Source organism: Mycobacterium sp. E3247 (assembly GCF_001667785.1).
In the GTDB taxonomy this organism is placed as follows: Bacteria; Actinomycetota; Actinomycetes; order Mycobacteriales; family Mycobacteriaceae; genus Mycobacterium.
The window spans coordinates 1-23,673 of the sequence record NZ_LZJG01000260.1 but is presented as its reverse complement, the minus strand read 5'-3'; the positions used below and the strand labels follow the sequence as shown (position 1 = coordinate 23,673).

Sequence of the window (23,673 nt, the reverse complement as noted above, 5' to 3'; positions counted from 1 at the left end):
TCACATCCGGAAGACGCCGAAGTTCGACGTCCCCTTGATCGGGCCATTGGCAATGGCGGACAAACACATTCCCAGCACCGTGCGGGTGTCGCGCGGGTCGATCACCCCGTCGTCGTAGAGCATCCCGGACAACACCAGCGGCAGCGACTCGGCTTCGATCTGCCCCTCGACGGCCGCGCCGATCGCGGCGTCGGCGTCCTCGTCGACCTGCTGGCCGCGGGCCTCGGCGGCCGCGCGGGCCGCGATCGACAGGACGCCCGCGAGTTGGGCGCCGCCCATCACCGCGGATTTGGCGCTGGGCCAGGCGAACAGGAACCTCGGGTCGTAGGCCCGCCCGCACATGCCGTAATGGCCGGCCCCGTAGGAGGCGCCGATCAACAGCGAGATGTGCGGGACGGTCGAGTTGGACACGGCGTTGATCATCATCGACCCGTGCTTGATCATCCCGCCCTCTTCGTAGTCCTTGCCCACCATGTAGCCGGTGGTGTTGTGCAGGAACAACAATGGCGTGTTCGAGCGGTTCGCCAGCTGAATGAACTGGGTGGCCTTCTGCGACTCCTCGCTGAACAGCACGCCGCGCGCGTTGGCGAGGATGCCCAGCGGGTAGCCGTGCAGCCGGGCCCAGCCGGTGACCAGCGACGAACCGTACATGGCCTTGAATTCGTCGAATTCGGAGCCGTCCACGATGCGGGCGATCACCTCGCGCGGGTCGAACGGGACGCGCAGGTCCGCGGGCACGATCCCGATGAGCTCCTCGGCGTCGAGCAGCGGCTCGGTCACCGGCCCGGGCGCCGGCCCCTGCTTGACCCAGTTCAGCCGGGCCACGATGCGGCGCCCGATGCGGATGGCATCGAGTTCGTCGGCGGCGAAGTAGTCGGCCAAACCCGATATGCGGGCGTGCATTTCGGCGCCGCCCAGCGACTCGTCGTCGGATTCTTCGCCGGTGGCCATCTTGACCAGCGGGGGACCGGCGAGGAACACCTTCGAGCGTTCTTTGATCATCACGACGTGGTCGGACATGCCGGGAATGTAGGCGCCGCCGGCGGTGGAGTTGCCGAAAACCAGGGCGATGGTGGGAATCCCGGCCGCCGACAGGCGGGTCAGGTCGCGGAACATCTGCCCACCCGGGATGAAGATCTCTTTCTGGGTGGGCAGGTCCGCCCCGCCGGATTCCACCAGCGAAATGACGGGCAGCCGGTTCTCGAAAGCGATCTGGTTGGCCCGCAGTATCTTTTTCAGGGTCCACGGGTTGCTGGTGCCGCCCTTGACCGTCGGGTCGTTGGCGACGATCAGGCATTCCACCCCCGACACCACGCCGATCCCGGTGACCGTGCTGGCGCCGACGGTGAACGGGCTGCCCCACGCCGCGAGCGGGCTGAGCTCCAGGAACGGAGAGTCGGGGTCGACGAGCAACTCGATGCGTTCCCGCGCGGTCAGCTTGCCGCGGGCGTGGTGGCGCTCGACGTACTTGGGCCCGCCGCCCGCAAGAGCTTTGGCGAGTTCGGCGCCGATCTCGTCGAGCCGCGAGGCCGCCGTCGACGCCGCGTCGGTGTAGGCCGCGGAGTTCGGGTCGAGCGTGGACTTCAGTGTGGTCACGATTGGAATCCCAGGGTTTTGGCGGCCAATGCGGTCAGGATTTCGGTGGTTCCCCCGCCGATGCCCAGGATCCGCATGTCCCGGTATTGGCGCTCGACTTCCGATTCGGCCATGTAGCCCATGCCGCCGAACAGCTGGACGGCCTGGTTGGCCACCCATTCCCCGGCCTCGACGGCGGTGTTCTTGGCGAAACACACCTCGGCGATCAGGTTGGCCTCACCGGCCAGTTGGCGTTCGACCACATGGCGGGAGTAGACCCGCGCGACGTCGATGCGCCGGGCCATCTCGGCCAGCGTGTTCTGCACCGACTGCCGCGAGATCAGCGGCCGCCCGAAGGTCTCGCGGTCGCGGCACCACTGCACCGTCAGGTCCAGGCACCGCTGGGCGCTCGAATAGGCCTGCGCGGCAAGGCCGATGCGTTCCGAGACGAACGCCTGCGCGATCTGCAGGAAGCCGCTGTTCTCGGCGCCGACCAGGTTGGCCGCCGGCACACGGGCGTCGACGAAGGACAGCTCGGCGGTGTCCGAGGACCGCCATCCCATCTTGGCCAGCTTGCGGCTCACCTCGAAACCCGGCGTGCCCTTCTCGACCACCAGCAGCGAGACGCCCGCCGCGCCGGGACCGCCGGTGCGCACCGCGGTGACGACGTAGTCGGCGCGCACCCCGGAGGAGATGTAGGTCTTGGCGCCGTTGACCACATAGTGGTCGCCGTCTAGCACCGCCGAGGTCCGTAGGTGTCCCACGTCCGAGCCGCCGCCGGGTTCGGTGATGGCCAGCGCGCCGATCTTGTCGCCGGCCAGCGTCGGGCGGACGAACTCTTCGATCAGCCGCTGATCGCCGGAGGCGATCATGTGCGGCACCGCGATGCCGCAGGTGAACAGCGACGCGAAAACCCCACCCGGTGCGCCGGCCTGATGCACCTCTTCGCAGATGATCACCGCGTCCGCGCCGTCGCCGCCGCCCCCGCCGACCGCCTCGGGAAAGCCCGCGCCCAGCAGGCCGGCGTCCCCGGCCCGGCGGTGCAGGTCGCGCGGCAGCTCGCCGCTGCCCTCCCACTCGTCGGCGTGCGGCAGGATCTCGCGTTCGGTGAAGGAGCGCACGGTCTTTCGCAACGCTTCGCGCTCGGGGGTCGTCCAGAGATTCATAACAGCCTTTCGGGGATGTCGACGTGCCGGCCGCGCAGCCATTCGCCCAGCCCCTTGGCCTGCGGATCGAACCGCGCCTGGTAGGCGACGCCCTGGCCCAGGATGCCGTCGACAACGAAGTTGACCGCGCGCAGGTTGGGCAGCACGTGGCGGGTCACGTCGAACTCCGCGGCCTCGGGCAGCAGTTCGGTGAGCAGCTCGACGGTCAGCGTGTTGGCCAGCCAGCGCCACTGCTCGTCGGTGCGGACCCAGACCCCGACGTTCGCCGAGCCGCCCTTGTCGCCGCTGCGCGCGCCGGCGATGCGGCCCAGCGGAACGCGCCGGGTCGGGCCGTCCGGAAGCGGCTCGGGCAACGCCGGGGGATCGGCGGGCGCCAACTCCAGAGTCTCGGTGGCGCAAGGGATCTCGACGCGGGAGCCGTCGGCGTGCACCGCGAGGTGCGGCACCTGGGTGGCGTCGACGTAGCCGGCGGTGAACACGCCGTAGACCTGGCCGTCGCCCGGCGGGGCGGTCACGTGGAAGCCGGGATAACTGGCGAGCGCCAACTCGACGGCGGCCGAAGAGAATTGACGCCCGACGCTTGAAGGATCGGGATCGCGGACCACGCAGTGCAGCAGCGCGCTGGCGGCTTCCTCGGTGTCGGCGTCGGTGTGGTCGGTGCGCGCCAGCGACCACTGCAGCTCCGCGGGCTTGACGGTCAGCGCGGCCTCGAGCTGCCGGCGCACCAAGTCGGCCTTGGCCTCGATGTCCAGCCCGGTCAACACGAACGTCATGGAATTGCGAAATCCGCCGATGCCGTTGAGCGACACCTTGTAGGTGGGCGGCGGCGGCTCGCCCCGCACGCCGCTGATGCGCACCCGGTCGGGGCCCTCGGCGGACAGCTCGACGGTGTCCATCCGGGCGGTGACGTCGGGGTTGGCGTAGCGGGCGCCGGTGATCTCGTAGAGCAGCTGCGCGGTGACGGTGTCGACGCTGACCAGGCCGCCGGTGCCGGGGTGCTTGGTGATCACCGACGAGCCGTCCGCGTGCACCTCGGCCAGCGGAAAGCCGGCGTGGGTCAGGTCGGCGATTTCAGTGAAGAAGGAGTAGTTGCCGCCGCTGGCCTGCACGCCGCACTCGATGACGTGGCCGGCGACCACGGCACCGGCGAGAGCGTCGTAGTCGGTGCGTCCCCAGCCGAAGTGGGCCGCCGCGGCGCCGACGATCACCGAGGCGTCGGTGACCCGGCCGGTGACGACCACGTCGGCGCCGTCGCCCAGGCAGTCGACGATGCCCCACGCGCCCAGGTAGGCGTTGGCGGTCAGGGGGGTGCCCAGGCCGAGGTCGGCGGCGCGCGCCAGCAGGTCGTCCCCCTCGACGTGGGCGACGCGGGCCGGGATGCCGAGCCGTTCGGCCAGGGCGCGGATTGCGTCGGCCAGCCCGGCCGGGTTGAGGCCACCGGCGTTGGCGACGATGCGGACGCCGCGGTCGCATGCCTCGCCCAGGCAATCCTCGAGCTGGGTCAGGAAGGTCCTGGCATAGCCGCGCTCGGGATGCTTCATCCGGTCGCGGCCCAGGATCAGCATGGTCAGTTCGGCCAGGTAGTCGCCGGTGAGGTAGTCCACCTCCCCGCCGGTGAGCATCTCCCGCATCGCCGACAGCCGGTCGCCGTAGAACCCGGAGCAGTTCGCGATCCGGACAGGGTCGTGACCAGCGTCAGAGGCCATGCGGTCCTCCCATCTGCGATTCACCGGCGAGCGCGAACCAACCAACCAACCGGTAGGTTAGCGGGTCGCGCCGGTGCCCCGTCAAGGACGTCCGATCGCCTCCGGCGCCGAGATCGCCACCACGGTCGTATGACGGCGCCGGATCGCGGCCGTCACGGCAATCCGGGCGCCGGCGGCCGTCGTTTTGGTGCGCAGCAGGCCACCGACTATCCTGGTAGCAATCGTCGCACGTTCGGCCCCCCGGGCCACCCCCCGCGACACGCCCCGACACGAGGAGTTAGGCCCGACCATGGCCGTACCCAAGCGCAGGATGTCGCGCTCGAACACCCGTAGCCGTCGCGCGCAGTGGAAGGCCACCAAGACCGAGCTCGTCGGTGTGACGGTCGCGGGCCAGAAGCACAAGGTCCCCCGCCGGTTGCTCAAGGCCGCCCGGCTCGGCCTGATCGACCTGGACCGGCGTTAGTTAATCTCGGCAAACACCCGGCGCGCCTCTCAGGCCGCTCTCAGGCGTCGGGACGACACTAGCCCCGTGCGGATACTGGTCGTCGACGACGATCGCGCAGTGCGTGAGTCGCTGCGGCGGTCGCTTTCCTTCAATGGCTACTCGGTGGAGTTGGCCCATGACGGGCTGGAGGCGCTGGAGATGATCGCCAGCGACCGGCCCGACGCGCTCGTCCTCGACGTGATGATGCCGCGGCTGGACGGCCTCGAGGTGTGCCGTCAGCTCCGCAGCACCGGAGACGACCTGCCGATCCTGGTGCTCACCGCGCGTGACTCGGTCTCCGAGCGGGTCGCCGGGCTGGACGCCGGCGCGGACGACTACCTGCCGAAGCCGTTCGCGCTGGAGGAGCTGCTGGCCCGGATGCGGGCGCTGCTGCGCCGCACCAAGCCTGACGAGGACGCCGACTCGGTGGCCATGACGTTCTCCGACCTGACGCTGGACCCGGTGACCCGCGAAGTCACCCGCGGGCAGCGCCAGATCAGCCTGACGCGCACCGAATTCGCCCTGCTGGAGATGTTGATCGCCAATCCTCGCCGCGTGCTCACCCGCAGCAGGATCCTGGAAGAGGTGTGGGGATTCGACTTCCCGACCTCCGGCAACGCGCTGGAGGTCTACGTCGGCTACTTGCGCCGCAAGACCGAAGCCGACGGTGAACCCCGACTGATCCACACGGTCCGCGGCGTGGGCTACGTCCTGCGCGAGACGCCGCCGTGACGAGCCGCATTCGACGATGATCCGATACCAACGGCCCCAACGCGTTCCGCTTCGCGCCACCAGCTCGCTGTCGTTGCGGTGGCGCGTCATGCTGCTGGCGATGTCGATGGTGGCGATGGTGGTCGTGCTCATGGCGTTCGCCGTGTATGCGGTGATTTCGGCTGCGCTGTATAGCGATATCGACAACCAGTTGCAGAGCCGGGCGCAGCTGCTGATCGCCAGCGGTTCACTGGCCGCCGACCCCGGGAAGGCCATCGAGGGCACCGCCTATTCGGACGTCAACGCGATGCTGGTGAACCCGGGCCACTCGATCTACACCGCGCAGCAGCCGGGTCAGACGCTGCCGGTCGGCGCGCCGGAAAAGGCGGTGATCCGCGGTGACCTTTTCATGTCCCGGCGCACCGCGCTCGATCAGCGGGTGCTGGCCATCCACCTGCCCAACGGCTGTTCGCTGCTGATCTCCAAGAGCCTCAAACCGACCGAGGCGGTGATGACCAAGCTGCGTCTGGTGCTGCTGATCGTCGGCGGCATCGGCGTCGCCGTCGCCGCGGTGGCGGGCGGCATGGTCACCAGGGCGGGTCTGCGACCGGTGGCCCGCCTGACCGAGGCGGCCGAACGGGTGGCGCGCACCGACGACCTGCGGCCCATCCCGGTGTTCGGCAGCGACGAATTGGCCAGGCTCACCGAGGCGTTCAACTTGATGCTGCGTGCGCTGGCCGAATCCCGCGAGCGGCAGGCGCGGCTGGTCACCGACGCCGGACACGAATTGCGCACCCCGCTGACGTCGCTGCGCACCAACGTCGAGCTGCTGATGGCTTCTATGGAACCGGGCGCGCCGCGGCTGCCCGAGCAGGAGATGGTCGAGCTGCGCGCCGACGTGCTGGCGCAGATCGAGGAATTGTCCACGCTGGTGGGCGATCTGGTGGACCTCACCCGCGACGATGCCGGACAGGTGGTGCACGAGCCGGTCGACATGTCCGAGGTGATCGATCGCAGCCTGGAGCGAGTCCGGCGGCGCCGCAACGACATTCACTTCGACGTGAACGTGACCCCCTGGCAGGTGTACGGCGACGCCGCCGGGTTGTCACGGGCGGTGCTGAACCTGTTGGACAACGCGGCCAAGTGGAGCCCGCCGGGCGGGCGCGTCGGCGTCACCATGCGCCAGCTCGACCCGTCGCACGCGGAGCTGGTGGTGTCCGATCAAGGCCCCGGCATCCCGCCGCACGAACGCCGCCTGGTGTTCGAGCGGTTCTACCGTTCGACGACGGCACGCGCCATGCCGGGCTCCGGCCTTGGGCTGGCGATCGTCAAGAAGGTCGTGCTGAATCACGGTGGGCTGCTTCGCGTCGAGGACACCGTGCCCGGCGGACAGCCGCCGGGGACCTCGTTCTACGTCCTGCTGCCCGGCCGGCCGATGCCGCTCTCCCCGTATCCGGCGCCCGCCGCCGAGAACCCCGAAGAAGGATCGGATGCCACCGTCCCGGTGGCCACCGACCAGTCGAACTCTCGGGAACCGGCGAACGTTATCTCAGTGGACTCTCAGTCCGCGCGGGCAAGGTAGGTCTGCAGCTACTGTTTGAGAAGCTCGTCGAGCCGACGAGCCGAATACCGAGATAGAGGAAGTGCGACCCAGCGACATGACGAATGACCCGAGGTATTCGCCACCGCCGCAGCAGCCGGGATACCGTCCCGTGCCGAATCAGCCTGCGCCCACTCCGACCCATCCGGGGACCTCTGCTTACGGCCAGGGGCATCAGCCACCGTATAGCCAGCCATTCGACTGGCGGCAGCAATCCCAGACGAGCCAGTTTCGGCAGCCCTACGACCCGTTCAACGGCACGGGCCCCGGCCGGATACCAGGGGGGACCGGGGTAGGCCCCATGCCCGGGGCCGCCGGCACCGGCCCGATCCCCGGCATGATGCCGCCGATGCCGCCCGGCCCCCAAAAGCGGCCCCGCGCAGGGCTGTTGGCGGTCGGCGCCTTGGCCATCGCGGTGGTCTCCGCCGGCGTCGGCGGAGCCGCGGCCACGGCCGTCGAGCTGGGCACGCACCCGTCCAACGGCAACGGGCGCACCGTCATCGGTGCCCCCAGCGTTCCCGCGGCGAACATGCCGCCCGGCAGCGTGGAACAGGTCGCCTCCAAGGTGGTCCCCAGCGTCGTCATGCTGGAGACCGATCTGGGCCGCCAGTCCGAAGAGGGCTCCGGCATCGTCCTGTCCGCCGACGGGCTCATCCTCACCAACAACCACGTGGTCGCGGCGGCCGCGGGGCCGCCGAAGGCGCCCGGCGTTCCCGGCGCTCCCCCCGCCGCCCCTCCCGGGGGTCCCGGTGGCGGACCGGGTGGTCCGGCTCCCAAGACGACGGTGACCTTCTCCGACGGCCGCACCGCGCCGTTCACCGTCGTCGGCGCGGATCCGACCAGCGACATCGCGGTGATCCGAGTGCAGGGAGTCAACGGCCTGACCCCGATTTCCCTGGGTTCCTCGTCGGATCTGCGCGTCGGCCAGCCGGTGGTGGCCATCGGGTCGCCGCTGGGCTTGTCGGGTACGGTGACGACCGGGATCGTCAGCGCGCTGAATCGGCCGGTGTCCACCACCGGTGAGTCGGGCAACCAGAACACCGTGCTCGACGCGATCCAGACCGACGCCGCGATCAACCCCGGCAACTCCGGCGGCGCGCTGGTCAACATGAACGGCCAGCTGGTGGGCGTGAACTCGGCGATCGCCACCCTGGGCGCGGACTCGCCCGACGCGCAGAGCGGTTCGATCGGGCTCGGTTTCGCGATCCCGGTCGATCAGGCCAAGCGCATCGCCGACGAGCTCATCAGCACCGGCAAGGCGTCCCACGCCTCGCTGGGCGTGCAGGTGACGAACGACAAGGGCTCCCCGGGCGCCAAGGTCGTCGACGTCGTGCCCAACGGCGCGGCCGCGACCGCCGGGGTCCCCAAGAACGTGATCGTCACCAAGGTCGACGACCGCCCGATCAACAGCGCCGACGCCTTGGTGGCCGCCGTGCGGTCCAAGGCGCCCGGCGACAAGATTTCGCTGACCTTCCAGGATCCCGCTGGTGGTGGCAGCCGTACCGTGCCGGTGACTCTGGGGAAGGCGGATCAGTAATGCGAGTCGAAGAACCCTCGGCGGCGGGACTGTCGGAGCTCGGTTATACGGTGGCACCCATGGAGACGGGCGCGGAGCTGGTGGTCGGACGGGCCCTGGTCGTGGTCGTCGACGATCGCACCGCCCACGGGGACGAGGACCACAGCGGTCCGCTGGTCACCGAGCTGCTGACCGAGGCGGGTTTCGTGGTCGACGGCGTGGTCGCTGTCGCGGCGGACGAGGTGGAGATCCGCAACGCGCTCAACACCGCGGTGATCGGTGGCGTCGACCTGGTGGTCTCCGTCGGTGGCACGGGCGTCACGCCGCGTGACGTCACCCCGGAAGCCACCCGGGAGATCCTGGATCGCGAAATCCTGGGCATCGCCGAGGCGATTCGGGCATCGGGGCTGTCCGCGGGCATCATCGACGCCGGATTGTCACGCGGTCTGGCCGGGGTGTCCGGCAGCACGCTGGTGGTGAACCTGGCCGGCTCCCGGTATGCGGTGCGCGACGGGATGGCGACGCTGAACCCGCTGGCCGCCCAGATCATCGGGCAGCTGTCCAGCCTGGAGATCTGACCGCCCGAAAGGCTCCGTCCGCTACCGCGACTCGGCGTCGGCGCGGGGTCCGTGGTCCGGAGGGGGCGTCGTGCCCGCTCCGCCGTGCTTGCCCGACAGGTCGCCGTTGGTCTGGGCGAGTAGGTCGCGGATCTCGGTGAGCAGAACGACCTGGGCGTCGTCCGCCTGCTCCACCTCACCGCGCTTGCGCAGCGTGTTGTAGGGCAGCACGACGAAGAAGTAGACGACCGCGGCGATCAGCACGAAGTTGATCGCGGCCGACAGCAGGATGTTCAGGTCGATGGTCTGGCCGCCGCCGATGCCGATCTTCAAAATGCCGACGTTGGACTGCTGTTTGACGCCGATCCGGTTGATCAGCGGCGTGATGATGCTATCGGTGAACTTGGTGACCAGCGCGGTGAAGGCGGTACCGATGACGACCGCGACGGCGAGGTCGACGATGTTGCCCCGCGACAGAAACTCCTTGAACCCTTTGAACATTCCAGATGTCCTTCCTGGGATTGGACAGAGTTTGCTGTCGGTTGCGCGACCAACGGCGGCGGGGCACTCAGTGCAGGGTGAGGGTCACCGCCTGACCCAGCGCCGAGCCCGCCACCGTGTTCGCCACGCGAGCCGGCAGCGCCACCAACACTACGCGGTCCCCGTCTCCTGCCTGGGCTTTCGGCTTGGCGGACACGAGCACCACGACGGCGTCGGTGGCCACCACCTTGGGCGCGGCCTGGGGCGACTCCGGCGACCCCGTCGACGGCGCGGCCAGCACGTCGACGATGTCGCCAACGCGAACGAGGTCGATCAGGGCGCTGTCGGCGAGACGCAGCGGGACGATGCGGGCGCCGGGCCCGGCCTTCGGCGCGATCGCGGCCTCGGCCAGTCGGCTGCCCAGCACCCGCACGTCGGTGAGGACCTCGCCGCGCCGGGCGGGGCCGGCCAGCGTGGAACCGACGACGGCGCCCACATCGGTTCGTGCCCCGTCGGGAACGGTTGCCGTCAAACGTTTTTCGAGCCGGACGTCGGCAAGGGTCAACGCGGTGCCGGGCCCCAGGTCGTGATCGGCGACCACCACCTCGGCGTAGTCACCGTCGGGGTCGGAACTCAGCGCGGTTATGCCGGCCAGCACGACCAGGCCGCCCGCGGCGACGCGCCGCGCCAGCACGGTCCGGCTCCAATCGGGACGCAACCACCCCGAAAGGCGGCTCAACAAGGCCGGATTCAGCGACGATTCGCCCACGCCGCAACGGTAGGCGCAGCGAGGTCAGCGGCGAATGCCGCGGGAGGCGCGGTTGTGGATAACCCCGTCAGCTCGACGCGGCGGCGGGCGCCGTGGCGCTGCTGGTCGACTTCTCGCTGGAGGTGGACTTCTCGCTCGAACCCGAGCTCGATCCGGAGTCGGTCGATGAGGATCCGTTGGTCGACGTCGTGGACTTCTTGCCGGACTCCCGGCTGTCGGTGCGGTAGAAGCCGCTGCCCTTGAACACCACCCCGACGGAGTTGAAGCGCTTGCGCAGCCGGCCGGAGCAGCGCTCACACGTCGTCAGCGCATCGTCGGTGAAGGCCTGCACGATGTCGAAGCGATCGTCGCACTCGGTGCACTGATAGCTGTAAGTCGGCACGAATACCTCCGGATGATTGCAAAGCTTGTTAGCACTCTAGCGTCTCAAGTGCTAGAACCGCCACGTGACGTCACTCATTCCCGATGGGTCACCGCGGATCGAGGGCGGTGAACCCGGCCCGCGGCGTGAGTGCATCGGTCATCGGTACGTCGTGCCGCTCGGCGGGTAACCGGTCCACCAACTCCGCGTCGCGCACCACCGCGATCAGCCGCGCCCGCGGGTCCCGATAGCCCAGCGAGCGGTCGTAGAAGCCGCGGCCCCGGCCCAACCGCACCCCCCGGCGGTCGACGGCCAACGACGGCACCAGGATCAGGCTCGCCTCCGCGATCGCCGATGCCGCGAGCCACGGCTCCGGCGGCTCCAGCAGTCCCCACCGCGCGGAGGTCAGTGCGCCGCGCCGGTATTCGCCCCAGCGCAACGGCTGCGGCGCGTCGTCGGCCGTGGTCCGCGCCACCGGCAACAGGACCCGTCCGGCGCGCCGCAGCAACACGTCGAGCATTTCGAGCGAGCCGGGCTCGGCGCCCACCGGCACATAGGCGCACACCGTGTTGCCGCTGCTCACGACGTTTTCCGCGCCTTCCAGGTGCTCGCACAGCATGCGCGCCTCGCGGGCCCGCACGTCGTCGGCAACGCGGCGCCGGGCCGCCTGCAGCTGCGAACGCAACGCGGCCTTGCTGGGGGTCGCCATATGTCAACCATGGCAGCCGACTCTTCGCCCGCGCCACATCGACTCGGCGAACCGCGTTCGGGTTATCGTGTGAACAATGTCCAGCCCAAAAGTGGTGGTCCCACACACGGCGATCGTGCCCGCCGCCGGTCTTGGTACCCGCTTCCTGCCCGCGACGAAAACGGTGCCCAAGGAGTTGCTGCCGGTCGTCGACACCCCCGGCATCGAGCTGGTCGCGGCCGAGGCGGCCGAGGCGGGCGCCGACCGCCTGGTGATCATCACCTCCGAGGGCAAGGACGGCGTCGTCGCGCATTTCGTCGAGGACCTGGTCCTCGAGGGGACGCTGGAGGCGCGCGGCAAGAAAGCGATGCTCGACAAGGTGCGCCGCGCCCCGCAGCTGATCAAGGTCGAGTCCGTCGTCCAGGCCGAGCCGCTCGGACTGGGACACGCCATCAGCTGCGTGGAGCCCGCCCTGGCGCCCGACGAGGACGCCGTGATGGTCCTGCTGCCCGACGACCTGGTGCTGCCCACCGGCGTCCTGGAAACGATGTCGAAGGTGCGCGCGCAGTACGGCGGCACGGTGTTGTGCGCCATCGAGGTGACGCCCGAGGAGATCAGCGCCTACGGCGTTTTCGACGTCGATCCGGTGCCCGGGGGCGACAACCCTGACGTGCTGAAGGTCAAGGGCATGGTCGAGAAGCCCAAGCGCGAGGACGCCCCCTCGATGTTGGCCGCGGCGGGCCGCTACGTGCTCGACCGCGCCATCTTCGACGCGTTGCGCCGCGTCGACCGCGGCGTGGGCGGCGAAGTCCAGCTCACCGACGCGATCGCGTTGCTCATTTCCGAGGGCCACCCCGTGCATGTCGTCGTGCATCACGGATCTCGACACGACTTGGGAAATCCCGGCGGCTACCTCAAGGCTGCGGTTGACTTTGCATTGGATCGTGACGACTACGGCCCCGATTTGCGGCGATGGTTGGTGGCGCGGTTAGGCCTGGCCGAGAAGTAGCCGGTCTACAACGCCCGGCTCGCGACGGTGCCCGTCAGGTCGTTAGCGGCCCGTCAGGGCAGTAGGGCAGAGAGGCGCGCTGTGCGTTCTGTGGAGGAGCAGCAGGCCCGGATAACGGCCGCCGCGGTGGCTCCGCGGCCCATCCGGGTGGCCATCGCCGAGGCGCAGGGATTGATGTGTGCCGAGGAAGTCGTCACCGAGCGCCCGATGCCCGGTTTCGATCAGGCCGCGATCGACGGTTACGCGGTGCGCAGCGTCGACGTGCTGGGCGTCGGCGAAGTGGGCGTCGACGCCCTGGGTGAGCCGCCCGGCGACGCGGAGCTCGACGAAGACCGCCGCGAGGGCCTGGTCCTGCCCGTGATGGGAACCGTCGAGGCCGGTGCGCGCACGCCCAGCCGCCTGCAACCCCGCCAGGCCGCCAGGGTGCACACCGGCGCCCCGCTGCCCACGCTGGCCGACGCCGTCATCCCGTTGCGCTGGACCGATGGCGGAAGCACGCGGGTGCGGATCCTGCGGGGCGCGCCGTCGGGCGCGTACGTGCGCCGCACCGGGGACGACGTGCAGCCCGGCGACGTCGCGGTGCGCGCCGGCACGGTGATCGGCGCGGCCCAGGTCGGCCTGCTGGCCGCGGTCGGCCGCGAGCGCGTGCTGGTACATCCGCGGCCCCGGGTGACGGTGATGGCCGTCGGAGGCGAGCTGGTCGACATCTCGCGCACCCCGGGCAACGGCCAGGTGTACGACGTCAACTCTTATGCGTTGGCGGCGGCGGCCCGGGATGCCGGCGCGGAGGTCAACCGCATCGGCATCGTCAGCAACGATCCTGCCGAATTCCGCGAGGTCGTCGAGGGCCAGGTCAACCGTTCCGAGGTGGTGGTGATCGCCGGCGGTGTCGGGGGCGCCGCGGCCGAGCCGGTGCGCTCGGTGCTTTCCGAGCTGGGGGAGATGGAAGTCGTCCGCGTCGCGATGCATCCCGGGTCCGTCCAGGGATTCGGTCAGCTGGGCCGCGACGGCGTCCCCACGTTCCTGCTGCCCGCGAACCCGGTGAGCGCCCTGGTGGTCTTCGAGGTGATGGTGCGGCCGCTGATCCGCCTCTCGCTGGGCAAACGTCAGCCGATGCGCCGAATCGTGCAGGCCCGCACGCTGTCCCCGATCGCGTCGGTCGCCGGTCGCAAGGGCTACCTGCGCGGCCAGCTGATGCGCGATCAGGAGACCGGGGAGTATCTGGTGCAGGCGCTTGGCGGTCCCCCCGGGGCGTCCTCTCACCTGCTGGCCACCCTCGCCGAGGCGAACTGCCTCGTGGTGGTGCCCAGCGGCGCCGAACAAATCCGCACCGGCGAGATCGTCGACGTCGCCTTCCTGGCTCAGCGCGGTTAAGTGCAACCGCTCCGCACGCTGGTGAACCGGTTGCGCACCAACGCCCGCCATCCGGGTTGGCCGCTGGACGTGGGTCCGTTACGGGTTCCGGCGGGAGTGGTGCGGTTACGGGCGGTGCGGATGCGCGACGGCACCCAGTGGAGCCGCATCCGGTTGGCCGACCGCGCGCACCTCGAGCCGTGGGAGCCCAGCGCGGAGGGCGACTGGACGAGCCGGCACACGGTCTCGGCCTGGCCGCCGCTGTGTTCCGGTCTGCGCGCGGAGGCCCGCGCGGGCCGCATGTTGCCGTACGTGATCGAGCTCGACGGGCAGTTCTGCGGACAGCTGACCATCGGCAATGTCACGCACGGGGCGTTGCGGTCGGCGTGGATCGGCTACTGGGTGCCGCGGTCGGCGACCGGCGGTGGGGTGGCCACGGCGGCGTTGGCGCTGGGCCTGGACCACTGCTTCGGCCCGGTGATGCTGCATCGCGTGGAGGCGACGGTGCGGCCCGAGAACGCCGCCAGCCGCGCGGTCCTGGGGAAGGTCGGGTTCCGGCAGGAGGGGCTGCTGAAGCGCTACCTCGAGGTGGACAAGGCCTGGCGCGACCACCTGCTGATGGCCATCACGGCCGAAGAGGTGTCCGGATCGGTGGCCTCGGCCCTGGTCCGCGCCGGGCAGGCCAGCTGGGTCTGAACGCCCCAAGCGCCTCGGCCCGCGTGTGGCTACCGCGACACGAGTGACTTGTGGTGCTTGTGAGAGCCAAATTACAGGTGTGTAATTGTCCTGGTCACTAAGACCCGGCCGCGCTGGCCACCGGTGGGCTTCGCGGGGATCGGAACCGAAGAGAGCAGGTCGTCATGCCAAGCATTCCGCAGTCACTGTTGTGGATCTCGCTCGTAGTGCTCTGGCTGTTCGTCTTGGTGCCCATGCTGGTCAGCAAACGCGATGCCGTGCGCCGCACCAGCGACGTCGCGCTGGCGACCCGCGTCCTCAACGGTGGCGCGAACTCCCGCCTGATCAAGCGGAGCGGTCCGGCCGCCGGTCACCGCTCCGACCCGAACTGGAAGCCGCCGGAGGAGGCGGCCGAGGGCGAGCTTGACGACGAGCGCGACCTCGCCGGGGATGACGACGACGAAGAGCACGACACCGAGGAGCTGCGGGCCGCGCGCCCCGTCGTCGTGAAGATCGCGACGCCCGAGCGCACCGAGCCCGACTACCTCGACGTCGATGTCGTCGAGGATTCGCAGGCGCTGCCGGCGGGCGTCGAAGCGGTCGTCGAGGAAGAAGCCGAGGCCGACGAGGACGACGAGGACTCCGACACCGACGTGGTCGCCCGCGGCGGCGGCGAAGACGACGACGAGGGATACGAATACGTCGACGACTCCTCCGGACTCGAGCCGGAAGCCGAAGCCGAGGCCGACGAGGAGGAGATGCCGGCGCCGGTGCCGCGGAGCGCCTCGCGGCGCCGCCGGTTCGACGCCAAGGCCGCCGCCGCGGTCAGCGCCCGCAAGTACAAGTTCCGCAAGCGCGTGCTGATGGTGATGGCGGTGGTGCTGGTCGGCACGGCCACGGCCGCGTTCAAGATTTCGCCCACCGCCTGGTGGGCCTGCGGCACCGCCACCGCCGTCACGCTGGTCTACCTGGCGTATCTGCGCCGGCAGACCCGCATCGAGGAGAAGATCCGTCGCCGCCGGATGCAGCGGATGGCCCGGGCGCGAATGGGCGTGGAGAACGCCTACGACCGCGACTACGACGTGGTGCCGTCGCGGCTGCGGCGCCCCGGCGCGGTGGTTCTCGAGATCGACGACGAGGACCCGATCTTCGAGCACCTGGACTACGCGATGCCGATGCGCAACTACGGCTGGCCCAGGGACTTGCCGCGAGCCGTCGGCGAGTAGTGCTCGCATTTCGGCGGTTGGGGCTGCGGCTGGTAGCCTGCTAGCGATCAGGGGCTATGGCGCAGTTGGTAGCGCGACTCGTTCGCATCGAGTAGGTCAGGGGTTCGAATCCCCTTAGCTCCACCACATGTGATGCTCCGGCTATCGAATTCCGCCCGGTGTTTGGGCGGTCCCTTTCGGGGCGTCGAAGATGGCTTCGAACTCAGCGGGCGGGATGCCTCTGAGGTGGCGGGCAGCGGGGTGTGTGTCAGTAGGCCCGGCCGCTACACGAAGTCGCGGTGATCGCGGTTGGGGCGCTGTTCAGGTGTTAACCGGCCGGGGGGCTCGGGGCTCTTCAGCGGGCTTCTTTGGGGCCCCGTTCCCTTCCCCTCTTCGCTCGGGGGTCGAGAAGCGGCTTAGCGGAACTTCGTCGCTGTCGCGCACTGTCCCCGAAATGAGGTACTCGGGTCGCGGTGCCGGCGCCGGAAGGAAGTCGCGGCAGTAGGTGTCCAGTCGGTCCGCAAGCAATAGGTAGTCGAAGATGTGCCGAGAGAGAAACGACAGGTCGGACTTACTGAGCTGGTTGGCCTTGAACAACGGATAGACGAACTCGAATGCGCTGAAATAGCCCCGGTTTTCGATGTCGTTCACAATGCTGATGACATCTGACGCGACGAACGCTGAAAGGTCGAGAATTTCGGAATTCACGCGGCGGGCGCGCTCCATATGATAGTGAATCGCGTCAAGCATGGGCGCGTGTGCGGCTGGGGCGGCCGACGCGATCAGCATCTTCGTGGGCGTTTCGGGCCCAATCTTGCTACAGGTCTCTTGGACGTGCGCCAACGTATTCTCTCGTTGGCTATCGAACCCGGCCGCTTGGTGCAACGTGCCCATGAGGGCGGTCGCCTCGCCGACGACGCGAGATAGCAACGGTTCTAGGTTCCTGTAGATGTTTTGGCGATCTCGCCGCAACGGCAGCCGGACTATCAGCAGGTAGAAAATGAATGCCGTCACGTATTCGAGTGCGAGGTGGAAAAGAAGGTCGCCGAGCCGCTCAGCACCTGGGAAGGCTTCGGGATTGTCGGCCAGCCAAACATGCTCGGCAACGGAGTAGATCAACGCAACCCATGCCAGACCCCAGAGCGATCGGTTGAGTCTGCGTTCGAAAGTGCTGAGATAAGTGAGCTGAGTTGCACGTTGCCAGCGGCGTTTGAGTCCGTCACTCATGCGGATGATTATTGCCCAGATGCGCCCTGCCGGCTGGCCCTCGCGCCGCGTTCATGTCGACCGTCCTAAAGGGCGCTGGCCTGATGCTCTCGCTACCGCACGTTGTGTCTGGAGGCCGGGATCAGCCCGCCTGCGACGTGCAACTGGTCACCGAGGACTCCGTCAACTCTGGGATCGCGACGTAACTCGAGCGGGCCTGATCGGCAATTGGCACACTGTGCCCATGGCACAGATAACCTTGAGTGGAAATCCCATCAACACTATCGGCGAACTGCCTGCCCTCGGATCTAAAGCCCCCACCTTTAATTTGACCGGCCACGACCTATGGGAGGTCGGCATCGAGCAGTTCCGCGGCAAACCGTTGGTGCTGAACATTTTTCCGTCGGTCGACATGCCGGTTTGTGCGGCGACCGTACGGCACTTCAACGAGCGCGCCGCCGCGAGCGGTGTGTGCGTGCTCTGTGTGTCGAAAGACCTGCCTTTCACGTTTCAACGATTCTGCAGTGCAGAGGGCATCGAGCACGTCAAGACGGCTTCGGCGTTCCGTGACAGCTTCGGCGAAGACTACGGCGTCACGATGACCAACGGCGCGATGGCCGGGCTCCTTGCAAGGGCCATCGTGGTGATTGACGCCGACGGCTACGTCGCGTACACGGAGTTGGTCCCGGAAATCGAGCAGGAGCCTGACTACGACTCTGCGCTGGCCGCGCTGAGCTGAGCGTCGTCGCGGGTGGTACCGCCCGCCGGATGGGCGTCACCGCAAAGGTTCCGATGAATACGGGACCATTCCGGGACGACTCAGTGCGCCAACGAAGTTGGATCTGCGGCGGCATCGCGATCGATCGTCGAACGCGCATGAGCGGCGCAATCTATCGGTTGGCGTCTCCAGCCAGATGGGCCTGCAGCGCCGTTAGCGCTTGGATAGGCTGCCCCTCATGGGAGCGCGCACCGGGTACGCGGAGGGGACGTTCAGCTGGGTCGACCTTGCCACGACTGAGCCGGCGGCGGCCGCAGCGTTCTATGGAACGCTCTTCGGCTGGACCCCGGACGAGCGGCGCATGGCGGACGGGCGCGCGTACACGGTCTTTTGCCGAGAACGCGAGGAGGTCGCTGGGCTCTATGCCCTGCCTGCGGGCGACCCCGCCGGCGGTGAGACACGCTGGAACTCGCACGTCTCGGTCGCCGACGTCGACGCGGCGGCCGCCCGTGCCCGTGCGTTGGGCGGCAGCATCCTCGCCGGGCCACTGGATTTCGGAGACCGAGGGAGGTTGGTGGTCGTGCGCGATCCGCACGGGCCCGTCATCCACCTCTGTGAGCCCGGTCGGTACTTCGGCGCGACCCGCGTGAACGAGCCCGGGTACCTGACGTGGAATGAGCTGGCCACCCCGGATGTCGATGCGGCGATCGCCTTCTACTCGGGGCTGTTCGACTGGCGCATCGAGTTCCTCGCCGGCATGCCGGTGCCCTACTGGGTGATTCGTGTCGGACCGCGGGACAACGGCGGGCTGCGCGGTCTGACGGCGGCGGACGCCGGCGCACCTTCGCGCTGGCTGCCCTACTTCGTCGTGACCGACGTCGCGGAGACCGGCGCAGCCGCCATCGCCGCCGGCGGTGCGGTTCTCGCGGGGCCGACCGAACAGCCGAAGGGTGTCTTCAGCCTGCTGCGCGACCCGCAGGGGGCGAGCTTCCTGGTCTTCGAAAGCGACAAGCTTGACCCGTGAACCGCGGAGCCGGGCGTGATCCTGGCCAAGACGTTGGTGTTCGGCTCCGGTCCCGAGTGCCGCACCGAACTGCTCTGTCTGCCGCTGCTGCGCGCGCGGTACGGGCTTACCTTCAAGGAATTTCGTGTCACCGATGCCGGCGGGCCGCGCACTGTCGACGCGCTCACAACGGGGGAGATTCAGGTCGGCGTGCTCTTCACGACCGATCCGCGCCTGCTCGCCGGCGACTTCGTTCTGCTCGAGGATGACCTGCACGCTCAGCCCGCCGAGAGCGTGACGCCGATCCTGCGCGACGAGGTGCGCGTCGCGCACGGCGACGGCCTCGCCGCGACCATCGATGCCGTGAGCGCGGAACTCACGACCGAGCGCCTCGCCGACCTCAATGGCCGCGTCCTGGGCGGGGCATCTCCGGCGGCGGCGGCGGCCGAATTCCTGACCGAGAGGCGGCACGGCCTGCCGCCACGCGCACCGCGGAGGGACCGACCGGCGATCGTCATCGGGTCGGCCAACTTCGCCGAGAGCGTGACCGTGGCCGAGCTTTACGCCCACGCGCTGGCGGACGCAGGCTTTCCGGTCGAGCGGCGCCTCGAGATCGGCAACCGCGACACCTACTTTCCGTTGCTCCGCGACGGCACAGTCGGCCTCATCCCCGAGTACGTGGGCAGCCTCCTCGCGTACCTGGACGACAGCGGGAGCCCGATCTCGGATCCGCACCAAGCCCACGCGGCGCTTGACCAGGCGTTGCAGGGAACGGGCCTTGTGGCTCTGCAGCCGGCGCCGGCCGAGAACAAGAACGGCGTCGTCGTGACCGCCGCGACCGCGGCGCGCTACGGCCTGACGAGGATCAGTGATTTCGGCCGGGCGATCGGCGACCCGGACGGGAACGGCTGACCTAAATAGTTGGGCGGCGTGCTGTACCACTGCTCGGCTGCGCACCCAGACCGGATCGACCGATTTGGGAGGGGCTGAAAGGGTGATGCCTCGCGCTACCGCCCTCTTCTTGAGCGGCACGGCCTGGCCTCGGGCTCGTTCCTATAGGACTCGGTTCAGCCCCTCCGACGTCGAGTCTGCCCCGCGAGCGGTCCCCGGCCATAGTCGGCGAGCGGGAACCATTCACTTTTCGGCGGATCCTTCGTTTCCTGGCTCCCGACGGAGCGGGATCACGGCGCGGTCGCCCGTCATGGGTGAGTGACCAGGTACGTTTCGTTGTCCAGGTCGGCCGTGAGTTCTTCGACGTTGAAAGGCCGGTCGAGCCGGGCGTGCAACGCCTTCGGATCGATCAGCAAGCTGATTTCGGCCGTTTGGCCGGCGAACAGGCGCCCAATGAGCGGATAGATGCGGCGCATGATCGCCCGTTCCGCAGCGGTGCAACGCGATGCGCAGTACCCCACGTGACCGATCTCGTCGGTCAGGATGTCGCTGTAGAGCAGTTCGATTCGCTCGGCGACGTCCGGTTCGTCGGCGAACAGTTCCCTGCCGGCGCGGCGCAATTCGTCGAACATGATGCAGCCCGCCATCTCTGCGGCCCCGACGAACAGGAAGCCCAACCGTGCGGGCATGAAGACCCCGGTTTTGACGAACTGTCGCATCACGAAAGGCGGGGGAACCACTTGGAACGTCAGATCGAAGATGTCGAGCGCATACGCGAGTAGGCGGGTGTGGTAATGCTCCTCGAGCTCGAGGTAGACGTTTTCGGGCGGCAGGTTCTGATCGCTGTTGCGCCCATAGGTTTCGCCAAGCCCGACGCCGAACCGTTCCGCCTGATTCAGCTTGGCCGTCGCCAAGAGGAACAGCATTTTCCTGTCCAGCCCGGCCTCCGGGCGACGGCGGCGCAGGTTGCGATGGAATGTCTGTTGATCGACAGGGTGGGCCGACCGGACCGGATTGGCCTCGAGTTGAGCGAAGAATCGCTCGCGATTGGCCAACCGCCGGTTGAGCAAGTCGGCCTCGCCGTCACGTCGGGCCAAGAATTCCCGGTAGCCCTCGATGCCCGTACCGTTCATCGCTTCTCCATTCCCTTGACAATCGTTGTCACGTAACGGCTTAACTGCGCCGGGTCGGGTGTTCCGGTGGCCAGCAGGGCGAACAGCCCGGTAAGGAAGAACGTCGCGAGTTCCGCGGCGTCAATCTCCGTGCGGGCCTGCCCCGCGGATTGCGCCCGGGCGATCACGCCCACCAGAAATCCCGCGAGCGGGTGTTGCGTCAGCTCGTCCTCGACCGGACGCGACGACGAGAAGTGCAGACCGAGCATGTCGCGGAAAACCGCTGCACCCAAACGACTTTCGGCGGCCAGCACGTGAGCGACGAGCCTCGACAATACCGATGCGAGATCACCCTTGGCGTCGCCGAGTTCGCTGATGATCCGGGTTTCCTCGTTGCGCTCCAACTCGGCGAGAACGTGCTCCTTGGTGGGGAAGTGGAAGTAGAACGTTCCGCGCACCACGCCGGCCGCGGCGGCGATCGCGCTCACGTCGGCGGCGGCCAGCCCCCTCCGCGCGAATTCGGTCAACGCGGCGTCGAACAGGCGCGCCCGGGTTTCCAGCCGGCGCGCCTCCCGTGCGCCAACGGCCGATGCCTCGGCCACCGCTGGGGCGTGCGACGACTCCATGGACGGACGGTACCGCCATTCGCTGACGATCGTCAATGACGGCCGTCAGCGAATGGCACCGCCCGTTCACTCACGTGTGAAGCCCGGAGCCAGGAACCGCTCCAAGACTCTTCGTTCGACGCGACTGTTCGCGAGCGGCCAGTAAGCCAGGGACAACACCACGCGCACGATCCACTGCGCCGCCTCCGGGTCGTCGGCGATTCCCGTGAGCTCGGCGGCGAGGTGACTGAGCACCGGGGACGAATGCAACTCGCCAAGATCCGGGGAACTGCCCGGACTGAGCATCAGCCGCCGCAGCGGGTCCGTCCTGATCTGTTCGAGCGCGACGGTGACGGCGGTGATGACGCGGTCGGGGCCGCTCAGCCCATCCACGGCACGCCGGACCGTCTCGATGATCCCGGCCGACAGGCGGATCAACACCGCGTCTCGGATCTGGGCCTTGCCGCCGGCGTAGCGATAGATGGTGGCTCTTGAGCAGTGCACCCGCGCCGCCAGGGAGTCGATGTCGAACGCATCCAGCCCCTCGCGTAGCACGAGATCGGTCGCGGCAGCGTAGATACGATCCGCCGCGGCGGCCCGACGATCGCCACCGAGTACCCAGTCATGGCCGGCCATGGGCGTTTCCCTCCCCTGAGTAGTCGGGTCCATGCGTTCTCACATCTGAGACGAGCTCAGCCATATGTTCCAGCATCGGCGCAGCTGGCTCAACGCAGGTGAGACGGCGGACGCGCCAGGATGGCCCTGCGGATTGCAACTTTCGGCATGTCCATTGACGGCAGATGTCGTGGGAACTCAGCGTTGAGCAATGGATTCGAATGCCGGCGGCCTCGGGCTCGCGCTGTTCGACGAGCGGTTCATCCAAGATCCGCAGTTGCTCTACGAACAAATGCACCGGGCCGGACACGTCCATCGCATCGGCGAATCTGGCTTCTACGCGGTGAGCAGTTGGGAAGCCGTGAACGAGGTTGTCGCACGCTGTGCCGACTTCTCGTCCAACCTGACGGCGACGATGATGTATCAGCCCGGCGGCGGCGTCGACGCCTTCCCCATGGGAGAACTCGGCGGTCCCACTCAAGCGTTGGCGACCGCTGACGAACCGGTCCATTCGGCGCATCGAAAGATGTTGCTTCCACAGCTGGCGGCGAAGCGCATCCGCGCCTTCGAGCCATTCATCGCCGACACCGCTGCCCGCCTGTGGGATCGCCACGCGCGAGGCGCACGCATCGAATGGATGAGCGCGATGGCCAATCGGCTACCCATGATGATCGTCGGGAGGATCATCGGTGTCCCCGACGCCGACACCGACACGATCATCCAATGGGGTTACTCCGCCACCCAGGTGGTCGAAGGGCTGGTCACCCAAGCTCAGCTGGATGCCGCCGGGGTGGCCGTGATGGAGCTCAGTGGCTACGTCACCGAACAGTTCCGGAACGCGGCAAGCCACCCACAGGACAATCTGCTGGGAGACCTCGCCGTCGCGTGCGCCTCCGGCGAACTGGACGACTTGGCCGCGCTAGCGATCATGATCACCTTGTTCAGTGCAGGGGGTGAATCGACCGCCTCCTTGATCGGTTCTGCCGCTTGGGTTTTGGCGACGCGGCCGGACGTCCAGCGGCAGGTGCGCGATCGGCCGGATTTGCTCGGGGCGTTCCTGGAAGAGGTGCTGCGCTACGAACCGCCTTTCCGGGGCCACTACCGGCACGTCGTCAACGACACCGAACTATGCGGCGCCGAATTACCGTCGGGTTCGCGGCTGCTTCTGTTGTGGGGAGCGGCGAACAGGGATCCCGCGCACTTCGACGATCCGGAAGAGTTTCGACTCGATCGGCCCGCGGGGAAGGGACACATCAGCTTCGGCAAGGGCATCCACTTCTGCGTCGGAGCGGCGCTGGCGCGACTGGAGGCGAACATCGTCCTGGGCGAGCTGCTCGCGCGGACGTCGAACATCACGGCCGCCGACGTCGGAAAGTGGCTCCCCAGTCTCCTGGTGCGGCGCCTCGAACGCCTGGAACTCGCGTACGCGTAAGCGCGATTGCCCGCCACTTGACGCGGGTACTGATCCCTTCGGACCGAGTCACGAATCCGAAAGGACCGCATGCCGACGCGCGAGCACACCGCCACCGACGGCCTGTTGCAGGAACTGCTGTGGGCCTACGGGCCGTGCGGCCAGGAAGCCGACGTCCGCGCGGTGTGCGCCCGCGAACTGCGACCCGTCGTCGACGACATGTGGACCGACGACGCCGGCAACCTGATCGGGTACAT

The 23,673-nt window shown here is 68.4% G+C and carries 24 protein-coding genes, 1 tRNA gene and 1 pseudogene; 15 read left to right on the top strand and 11 right to left on the bottom strand.

The annotated features are described in order from the left end of the window. The 3 genes from A9X04_RS14440 to A9X04_RS14430 are packed head-to-tail and all read right to left on the bottom strand — an operon-like array spanning position 1 to position 4,447. Positions 1 to 1,596: an acyl-CoA carboxylase subunit beta gene (locus tag A9X04_RS14440; protein ID WP_067921419.1), complete on the bottom strand. Its 1,596-nt coding sequence runs from the start codon at positions 1,594 to 1,596 to the stop codon at positions 1 to 3. After that, positions 1,593 to 2,741: an acyl-CoA dehydrogenase family protein gene (locus A9X04_RS14435; protein ID WP_067921417.1), complete on the bottom strand. Its 1,149-nt coding sequence runs from the start codon at positions 2,739 to 2,741 to the stop codon at positions 1,593 to 1,595. Before A9X04_RS14435 ends, A9X04_RS14440 begins: the two co-directional genes overlap by 4 nt. Next, a complete protein-coding gene (locus tag A9X04_RS14430; protein WP_067921415.1) occupies positions 2,738 to 4,447 on the bottom strand; it encodes an acyclic terpene utilization AtuA family protein in 1,710 nt (569 codons plus the stop codon). The genes A9X04_RS14435 and A9X04_RS14430 overlap by 4 nt, the downstream gene beginning before the upstream one ends. 289 nt (positions 4,448 to 4,736) lie before the next feature. Here A9X04_RS14430 and rpmF point away from each other — a divergent pair, with 289 nt between their 5' ends. The 5 genes from rpmF (at position 4,737) to A9X04_RS14405 (ending at position 9,336) form a co-directional block, all read left to right on the top strand. Beyond that, complete coding sequence (gene rpmF, locus A9X04_RS14425; RefSeq protein ID WP_067921413.1) at positions 4,737 to 4,910, top strand: 50S ribosomal protein L32; 174 nt, start codon at positions 4,737 to 4,739, stop codon at positions 4,908 to 4,910. Positions 4,911 to 4,976: 66 nt separating this feature from the next. Then, a complete protein-coding gene (gene mprA / locus A9X04_RS14420; RefSeq protein ID WP_067921411.1) occupies positions 4,977 to 5,663 on the top strand; it encodes a two-component system response regulator MprA in 687 nt (228 codons plus the stop codon). A 16-nt stretch (positions 5,664 to 5,679) separates the two neighbouring features. Then, positions 5,680 to 7,224 carry a HAMP domain-containing sensor histidine kinase gene (locus A9X04_RS14415; RefSeq protein ID WP_067921409.1) on the top strand — a complete coding sequence of 515 codons (1,545 nt, stop codon included), beginning with the start codon at positions 5,680 to 5,682 and terminating at the stop codon, positions 7,222 to 7,224. A gap of 76 nt (positions 7,225 to 7,300) precedes the next feature. Further along, positions 7,301 to 8,779: a S1C family serine protease gene (locus A9X04_RS14410; protein ID WP_067921407.1), complete on the top strand. Its 1,479-nt coding sequence runs from the start codon at positions 7,301 to 7,303 to the stop codon at positions 8,777 to 8,779. After that, on the top strand, positions 8,779 to 9,336 hold the full coding sequence (locus tag A9X04_RS14405) for a molybdenum cofactor biosynthesis protein B (RefSeq protein WP_067921405.1): 558 nt from the start codon (positions 8,779 to 8,781) through the stop codon (positions 9,334 to 9,336). Before A9X04_RS14410 ends, A9X04_RS14405 begins: the two co-directional genes overlap by 1 nt. A gap of 21 nt (positions 9,337 to 9,357) precedes the next feature. Here the strand turns inward: A9X04_RS14405 and mscL are convergent, their stop codons facing one another. The 4 genes from mscL to A9X04_RS14385 all read right to left on the bottom strand — a co-directional run bounded on the left by mscL (position 9,358) and on the right by A9X04_RS14385 (position 11,634). Next, positions 9,358 to 9,816 (bottom strand): large-conductance mechanosensitive channel protein MscL, encoded by a 459-nt coding sequence (gene mscL, locus A9X04_RS14400; protein ID WP_067921402.1) that lies wholly within the window; start codon positions 9,814 to 9,816, stop codon positions 9,358 to 9,360. Positions 9,817 to 9,883: 67 nt separating this feature from the next. Further along, the gene (locus tag A9X04_RS14395; protein WP_067921399.1) at positions 9,884 to 10,564 is read right to left on the bottom strand and encodes an SAF domain-containing protein; all 681 of its coding nucleotides are present in this window, start codon (positions 10,562 to 10,564) and stop codon (positions 9,884 to 9,886) included. A gap of 67 nt (positions 10,565 to 10,631) precedes the next feature. Beyond that, positions 10,632 to 10,946, bottom strand: a complete 315-nt coding sequence (locus A9X04_RS14390) for an FmdB family zinc ribbon protein (RefSeq protein WP_067921397.1) — start codon at positions 10,944 to 10,946, stop codon at positions 10,632 to 10,634. Positions 10,947 to 11,034: 88 nt separating this feature from the next. Then, positions 11,035 to 11,634, bottom strand: a complete 600-nt coding sequence (locus A9X04_RS14385) for a 5-formyltetrahydrofolate cyclo-ligase (protein ID WP_067921396.1) — start codon at positions 11,632 to 11,634, stop codon at positions 11,035 to 11,037. 76 nt (positions 11,635 to 11,710) lie between these two features. Between A9X04_RS14385 and A9X04_RS14380 the strand changes: the two genes are divergently transcribed. The 5 genes from A9X04_RS14380 (at position 11,711) to A9X04_RS14360 (ending at position 16,002) form a co-directional block, all read left to right on the top strand. Beyond that, on the top strand, positions 11,711 to 12,622 hold the full coding sequence (locus tag A9X04_RS14380; protein WP_067921394.1) for a UTP--glucose-1-phosphate uridylyltransferase: 912 nt from the start codon (positions 11,711 to 11,713) through the stop codon (positions 12,620 to 12,622). An 81-nt stretch (positions 12,623 to 12,703) separates the two neighbouring features. Beyond that, on the top strand, positions 12,704 to 13,996 hold the full coding sequence (gene glp, locus A9X04_RS14375; protein WP_067921392.1) for a gephyrin-like molybdotransferase Glp: 1,293 nt from the start codon (positions 12,704 to 12,706) through the stop codon (positions 13,994 to 13,996). A gap of 21 nt (positions 13,997 to 14,017) precedes the next feature. Then, positions 14,018 to 14,671 (top strand): GNAT family N-acetyltransferase, encoded by a 654-nt coding sequence (locus tag A9X04_RS14370; RefSeq protein WP_197509170.1) that lies wholly within the window; start codon positions 14,018 to 14,020, stop codon positions 14,669 to 14,671. Positions 14,672 to 14,835: 164 nt separating this feature from the next. Next, positions 14,836 to 15,876 (top strand): gephyrin-like molybdotransferase receptor GlpR, encoded by a 1,041-nt coding sequence (gene glpR, locus A9X04_RS14365; RefSeq protein ID WP_067921391.1) that lies wholly within the window; start codon positions 14,836 to 14,838, stop codon positions 15,874 to 15,876. A 50-nt stretch (positions 15,877 to 15,926) separates the two neighbouring features. Beyond that, positions 15,927 to 16,002: transfer RNA gene (locus tag A9X04_RS14360), tRNA-Ala, on the top strand. Positions 16,003 to 16,176: 174 nt separating this feature from the next. Here A9X04_RS14360 and A9X04_RS14355 read toward each other — a convergent pair. Further along, positions 16,177 to 17,082 (bottom strand): hypothetical protein, encoded by a 906-nt coding sequence (locus A9X04_RS14355; RefSeq protein ID WP_156764354.1) that lies wholly within the window; start codon positions 17,080 to 17,082, stop codon positions 16,177 to 16,179. A gap of 223 nt (positions 17,083 to 17,305) precedes the next feature. On the opposite strand from A9X04_RS14355, the gene tpx reads away from it, so the two are divergent. The 3 genes from tpx (at position 17,306) to A9X04_RS14340 (ending at position 19,694) form a co-directional block, all read left to right on the top strand. After that, entirely contained in the window at positions 17,306 to 17,800 is a 495-nt protein-coding gene (tpx, locus tag A9X04_RS14350) for a thiol peroxidase (protein WP_067921387.1), read from the top strand. A 217-nt stretch (positions 17,801 to 18,017) separates the two neighbouring features. Further along, a complete protein-coding gene (locus tag A9X04_RS14345; RefSeq protein WP_067921385.1) occupies positions 18,018 to 18,803 on the top strand; it encodes a VOC family protein in 786 nt (261 codons plus the stop codon). Positions 18,804 to 18,818: 15 nt separating this feature from the next. Beyond that, positions 18,819 to 19,694, top strand: coding sequence for a glycine betaine ABC transporter substrate-binding protein (locus tag A9X04_RS14340; RefSeq protein ID WP_067921383.1), 876 nt, complete (start codon positions 18,819 to 18,821; stop codon positions 19,692 to 19,694). 287 nt (positions 19,695 to 19,981) lie between these two features. Here the strand turns inward: A9X04_RS14340 and A9X04_RS14335 are convergent, their stop codons facing one another. From A9X04_RS14335 to A9X04_RS14325, 3 genes are all read right to left on the bottom strand, one after another. After that, positions 19,982 to 20,806: a hypothetical protein gene (locus tag A9X04_RS14335; protein WP_067921381.1), complete on the bottom strand. Its 825-nt coding sequence runs from the start codon at positions 20,804 to 20,806 to the stop codon at positions 19,982 to 19,984. After that, positions 20,803 to 21,411: a TetR/AcrR family transcriptional regulator gene (locus tag A9X04_RS14330; RefSeq protein WP_067921379.1), complete on the bottom strand. Its 609-nt coding sequence runs from the start codon at positions 21,409 to 21,411 to the stop codon at positions 20,803 to 20,805. Before A9X04_RS14330 ends, A9X04_RS14335 begins: the two co-directional genes overlap by 4 nt. 66 nt (positions 21,412 to 21,477) lie before the next feature. Continuing rightward, positions 21,478 to 22,026: a TetR/AcrR family transcriptional regulator gene (locus tag A9X04_RS14325; protein WP_067921377.1), complete on the bottom strand. Its 549-nt coding sequence runs from the start codon at positions 22,024 to 22,026 to the stop codon at positions 21,478 to 21,480. A 190-nt stretch (positions 22,027 to 22,216) separates the two neighbouring features. Between A9X04_RS14325 and A9X04_RS14320 the strand changes: the two genes are divergently transcribed. Together A9X04_RS14320 and A9X04_RS30415 are read left to right on the top strand one after the other, a co-directional pair. After that, a complete protein-coding gene (locus tag A9X04_RS14320; protein ID WP_067921375.1) occupies positions 22,217 to 23,437 on the top strand; it encodes a cytochrome P450 in 1,221 nt (406 codons plus the stop codon). Positions 23,438 to 23,506: 69 nt separating this feature from the next. Next, positions 23,507 to 23,673, top strand: a pseudogene (locus tag A9X04_RS30415) (peptidase M42); the annotation flags it as partial.

What these genes read in the sequence shown, in the direction of transcription:
- glpR (WP_067921391.1), top strand. Translation starts at nt 14,836, where the DNA reads ATGCCAAGCATTCCGCAGTCACTGTTGTGGATCTCGCTCGTAGTGCTC.
- A9X04_RS14345 (WP_067921385.1), top strand. Translation starts at nt 18,018, where the DNA reads ATGGGAGCGCGCACCGGGTACGCGGAGGGGACGTTCAGCTGGGTCGAC.
- A9X04_RS14335 (WP_067921381.1), bottom strand. Translation starts at nt 20,806, where the DNA reads ATGAACGGTACGGGCATCGAGGGCTACCGGGAATTCTTGGCCCGACGT.
- mscL (WP_067921402.1), bottom strand. Translation starts at nt 9,816, where the DNA reads ATGTTCAAAGGGTTCAAGGAGTTTCTGTCGCGGGGCAACATCGTCGAC.
- A9X04_RS14380 (WP_067921394.1), top strand. Translation starts at nt 11,711, where the DNA reads ATGTCCAGCCCAAAAGTGGTGGTCCCACACACGGCGATCGTGCCCGCC.
- A9X04_RS14320 (WP_067921375.1), top strand. Translation starts at nt 22,217, where the DNA reads ATGGATTCGAATGCCGGCGGCCTCGGGCTCGCGCTGTTCGACGAGCGG.
- A9X04_RS14385 (WP_067921396.1), bottom strand. Translation starts at nt 11,634, where the DNA reads ATGGCGACCCCCAGCAAGGCCGCGTTGCGTTCGCAGCTGCAGGCGGCC.
- A9X04_RS14325 (WP_067921377.1), bottom strand. Translation starts at nt 22,026, where the DNA reads ATGGCCGGCCATGACTGGGTACTCGGTGGCGATCGTCGGGCCGCCGCG.
- A9X04_RS14330 (WP_067921379.1), bottom strand. Translation starts at nt 21,411, where the DNA reads ATGGAGTCGTCGCACGCCCCAGCGGTGGCCGAGGCATCGGCCGTTGGC.
- A9X04_RS14405 (WP_067921405.1), top strand. Translation starts at nt 8,779, where the DNA reads ATGCGAGTCGAAGAACCCTCGGCGGCGGGACTGTCGGAGCTCGGTTAT.
- tpx (WP_067921387.1), top strand. Translation starts at nt 17,306, where the DNA reads ATGGCACAGATAACCTTGAGTGGAAATCCCATCAACACTATCGGCGAA.
- A9X04_RS14355 (WP_156764354.1), bottom strand. Translation starts at nt 17,082, where the DNA reads ATGAGTGACGGACTCAAACGCCGCTGGCAACGTGCAACTCAGCTCACT.
- A9X04_RS14430 (WP_067921415.1), bottom strand. Translation starts at nt 4,447, where the DNA reads ATGGCCTCTGACGCTGGTCACGACCCTGTCCGGATCGCGAACTGCTCC.
- A9X04_RS14435 (WP_067921417.1), bottom strand. Translation starts at nt 2,741, where the DNA reads ATGAATCTCTGGACGACCCCCGAGCGCGAAGCGTTGCGAAAGACCGTG.
- rpmF (WP_067921413.1), top strand. Translation starts at nt 4,737, where the DNA reads ATGGCCGTACCCAAGCGCAGGATGTCGCGCTCGAACACCCGTAGCCGT.
- A9X04_RS14415 (WP_067921409.1), top strand. Translation starts at nt 5,680, where the DNA reads ATGATCCGATACCAACGGCCCCAACGCGTTCCGCTTCGCGCCACCAGC.
- A9X04_RS14410 (WP_067921407.1), top strand. Translation starts at nt 7,301, where the DNA reads ATGACGAATGACCCGAGGTATTCGCCACCGCCGCAGCAGCCGGGATAC.